Consider the following 3435-nt stretch of genomic DNA (forward strand, 5'->3'; position numbering starts at 1 on the left):
GGCGGGGTTCGCCTCCGCCGTCGCGGCGGACGGCGCGCTGCCGTTCATCGCGCTCGCCCTGGCCGGACGCGAGCAGGCGCGCACCCTGCTGGAGGAGGCCGCGGCCGCGCTGACCGGGCGCCCGTGGGGGGTGGGCGTCCTCGGTTTCGCCCCGGAGGAGATCAGAACCGCCCAGCTGGAAGCCGTACGGGAGATCCGCCCGAGCCACGCCATCATCGCGGGCGGACGGCCGTCCCAGGCCGCGGCGCTGGAGCGGGACGGCATCACCACCTATCTGCATGTGCCCTCGCCCGGACTGCTGCGCCAGTTCCTGGAGGGCGGGGCGCGGCGGTTCGTCTTCGAGGGCTCCGAATGCGGCGGCCATGTGGGTCCGCGCGCGAGCTTCCCGCTGTGGGAGGCGCAGATCGCCGTCATCGAGGACTTCCTCGACGACCCCGCGCACCAGGCCGACGGCGCGGGCATCGAGGTCTACTTCGCCGGTGGGGTGCACGACGAACGGTCCGCCGCGATGGTGGCCGCGCTCGCCGCCCCGCTGACCCGGCGCGGCGTCGCCGCGGGGCCGCTGATGGGCACCGCGTACCTGTTCACCGAGGAGGCCGTCGCCCACGGCGCCGTGCGACCCCTCTTCCAGCGCCAAGTGCTGGCCGCCGAGCGCACCGCGCTGCTGGAGACCGCCCCCGGTCACGCCACGCGCTGTGTGCCGAGCCCCTTCACCGCGAGCTATCGCGCCCTCAAGGAGCGGCTGCGGGACGAGGGCGTTCCCGACCGGGAGCTGTGGGAGCGGCTGGAGCGGCTGAACGTGGGGCGGCTGCGCATCGCCAGCAAGGGCCTGGAGCGCGGCCCCGACGGCCGGTTGACCGAGACCGACGAACAACGCCAGCTCTCCGACGGCATGTTCATGGCCGGGCAGGTCGCGGTGCTGCGCTCGGCCACCACCACCATCGCCGCGCTGCACCACGCGGTGGGCCAGGGCGCGGCGGACTTCCTCGCCGCGCGGACCGGGGCGCTGTCCGCGCCGCTGGGCGTGGCCGCGGCCCCCGCGACGGCTCCGGCGCCCGCACCGCTGGACGTGGCCGTGGTCGGCATGGCCTGCATGTTCCCGCAGGCGCCCGACCTCGCCTCGTTCTGGGCCAATGTGGTGGGCGGCGTCGACGCCATCACCGAGGTGCCCCGCCGAGCGCTGGGACCCCGCCGTCCACTACACGGGTGACGAGGACGGCGCCTCCGCCTCCCGGTGGGGCGGCTTCCTGCCCCGTATCCCCTTCGACCCGCTGCGTTACGGCATCCCCCCGGCCTCCCTCGGCAGCATCGAACCGGTTCAGCTGCTGGCCCTGGAGGCCGCCCGCCGGGCCCTGGACGACGCCGGGTACGGCGCCCCCGGCGATGGTGGCCGGGCCTTCGACCGTGCCCGTACCTCCGTGGTCTTCGGCGCAGAGGCGGGGAGCGACCTGTCCAACGCGCAGACCCTGCGCGCCGTCCTGCCCTCGTACTTCCGCGAGGTGCCCGAGGATCTGGCCGGGCAACTGCCCACCCTCACCGAGGACTCGTTCCCCGGCATGCTCGCCAACGTCATCTCCGGGCGGATCGCCAACCGGCTCGACCTCGGCGGCGCCAACTACACCGTGGACGCGGCGTGCGCGTCCTCGCTCGCCGCCGTCGACGTCGCCTGCAAGGAGCTGACCGCGGGCACCAGCGACCTCGTCCTGTGCGGCGGCGCCGACCTGCACAACGGCATCAACGACTATGTGCTCTTCTCCTCCGTGCACGCCCTGTCCCCGACCGGCAGGTCCCGGGCGTTCGACGCGTCGGCCGACGGCATCGCGCTCGGCGAGGGCGTCGCGTGCGTCGTCCTCAAGCGGCTGGCCGACGCCGAACGCGACGGCGACCGGATCTACGGCGTCATCAAGGGCGTCGGCTCGTCCAGCGACGGCCGCTCGCTCGGGCTGACCGCCCCGCGCCCCGAGGGCCAGCGGGCCGCGCTGGAGCGCGCCTACGCGAGCGCCGGGGTCTCCCCGGCGAGTGTCGGCCTGGTCGAGGCGCACGGCACCGGTACGGCGGTGGGCGACCGTACCGAACTCACCGTACTCGGCGAGGTGTTCGCCGAGGCGGGGGCGGCCACCGGCGGCTGCGCGCTCGGCTCCGTCAAGTCCCAGATCGGGCACACCAAATGCGCCGCCGGGCTGGCCGGGCTCGTCAAGACCGCGCTCGCGCTGTACACGGGCGTCAAGCCGCCGACCCTGCACCTGACGCGGCCGAACCCGGCGTGGGACGCGGAGCACGGCCCCTTCGCCTTCCACACCGAGGCGCGGCCATGGGCCACGGCGCCCGCTGACCGGGTGGCCGGGGTCAGCGCGTTCGGCTTCGGCGGGACCAACTTCCATGTGGTGCTCACGGCACACGGCAAGGGCACGCCGCCACCCGCGCATACGCTCGACGCCTGGCCCTGCGAACTCTTCCTCTTCCGCGGGGCCGACCGGGCGGCGGCGCTGCGCGCGGTCGAGGAGACGCTGCGGCAGACCGAGGCCAACGACGCGGCGGGGCGGCCATGGCGGCTGCGCGACCTCGCGCTGACCGCCTCCCGGCGGGCCGACTCCGGCCACGCACCGGTGCGGAATCGCGGTGGTGGCCACGGACCTGGACGATCTGCGCTGGCGGGCGACGTGGCCGTCTCCGGACCGCCGAGACCGGGCGGGCGGGACGAGGGCCTGTACGTGGCCGACACCGCTTCCGATGAGCCCGTGGGCAAGGTGGCCTTCCTCTTCCCCGGGCAGGGCAGCCAGCGGCCCGGCATGTTCGCGGACGCGTTCGTGGCCTTCCCCGAACTGCGGCGGCATCTGCTCCACGGCTCCGGCTACGCCGGTGTGCTGTACCCCCCGGCCGCCTTCGACGAGGCCGGGAAGGCGGCACAGCACGCCGCCCTCACCGACACCCGCGTGGCCCAGCCCGCCCTGGGCATCGTGGGGCTCGCCGCCCACGCCCTGCTCACCTCGGCCGGAGTACGGCCCGACATGGCGGCCGGGCACAGCTACGGCGAACTGGTCGCGCTGTGCGCCGCGGGCGCGCTCGACCCGCGCACCCTGCCCCGGCTCAGCGCCGCGCGGGCGGCCGCCATCCTCGACGCCGCCGAGGCCGCCGGACATGAGCCGGGCACCATGGCCGCGGTGACCGCCTCGGCCGACACCGTCGAGCGGCTGCTGCGGGAGGCCGGGCTCGCCGAGCGCGTGGTGGCCGCCAACCACAACGCACCCCAGCAGACCGCGATCTCCGGTCCCGAGCGGGACGTGGCGGAGGCGGTCACGCTGCTGCGGGAGGCCGGGCACACGGTCCGGCGCCTCTCCGTGGCGTGTGCCTTCCACAGCCCGCTCGTCGCCGGGGCCGGGCCACGCTTCGCCGAGGCGCTGGCCGAACACCCCGTGCGGGAACCGGAGTTCCCCG

2 protein-coding genes are annotated in these 3435 nt (G+C 75.5%); both read left to right on the plus strand.

What is annotated here, in order from left to right; genetic code table 11:
• Nucleotides 1–1210 (plus strand): nitronate monooxygenase (locus SSOG_RS58710; RefSeq protein WP_425385446.1); only part of this gene is annotated, 1210 nt, incomplete at its 5' end.
• A partial coding sequence (locus tag SSOG_RS40465; protein ID WP_425385447.1) for a type I polyketide synthase occupies nt 1134–3435 on the plus strand: 2302 nt, incomplete at its 3' end. The genes SSOG_RS58710 and SSOG_RS40465, both read left to right, overlap by 77 nt.

Origin of the sequence: Streptomyces himastatinicus ATCC 53653, assembly GCF_000158915.1 — a bacterium.
Lineage (GTDB): Bacteria > Actinomycetota > Actinomycetes > Streptomycetales > Streptomycetaceae > Streptomyces > Streptomyces himastatinicus.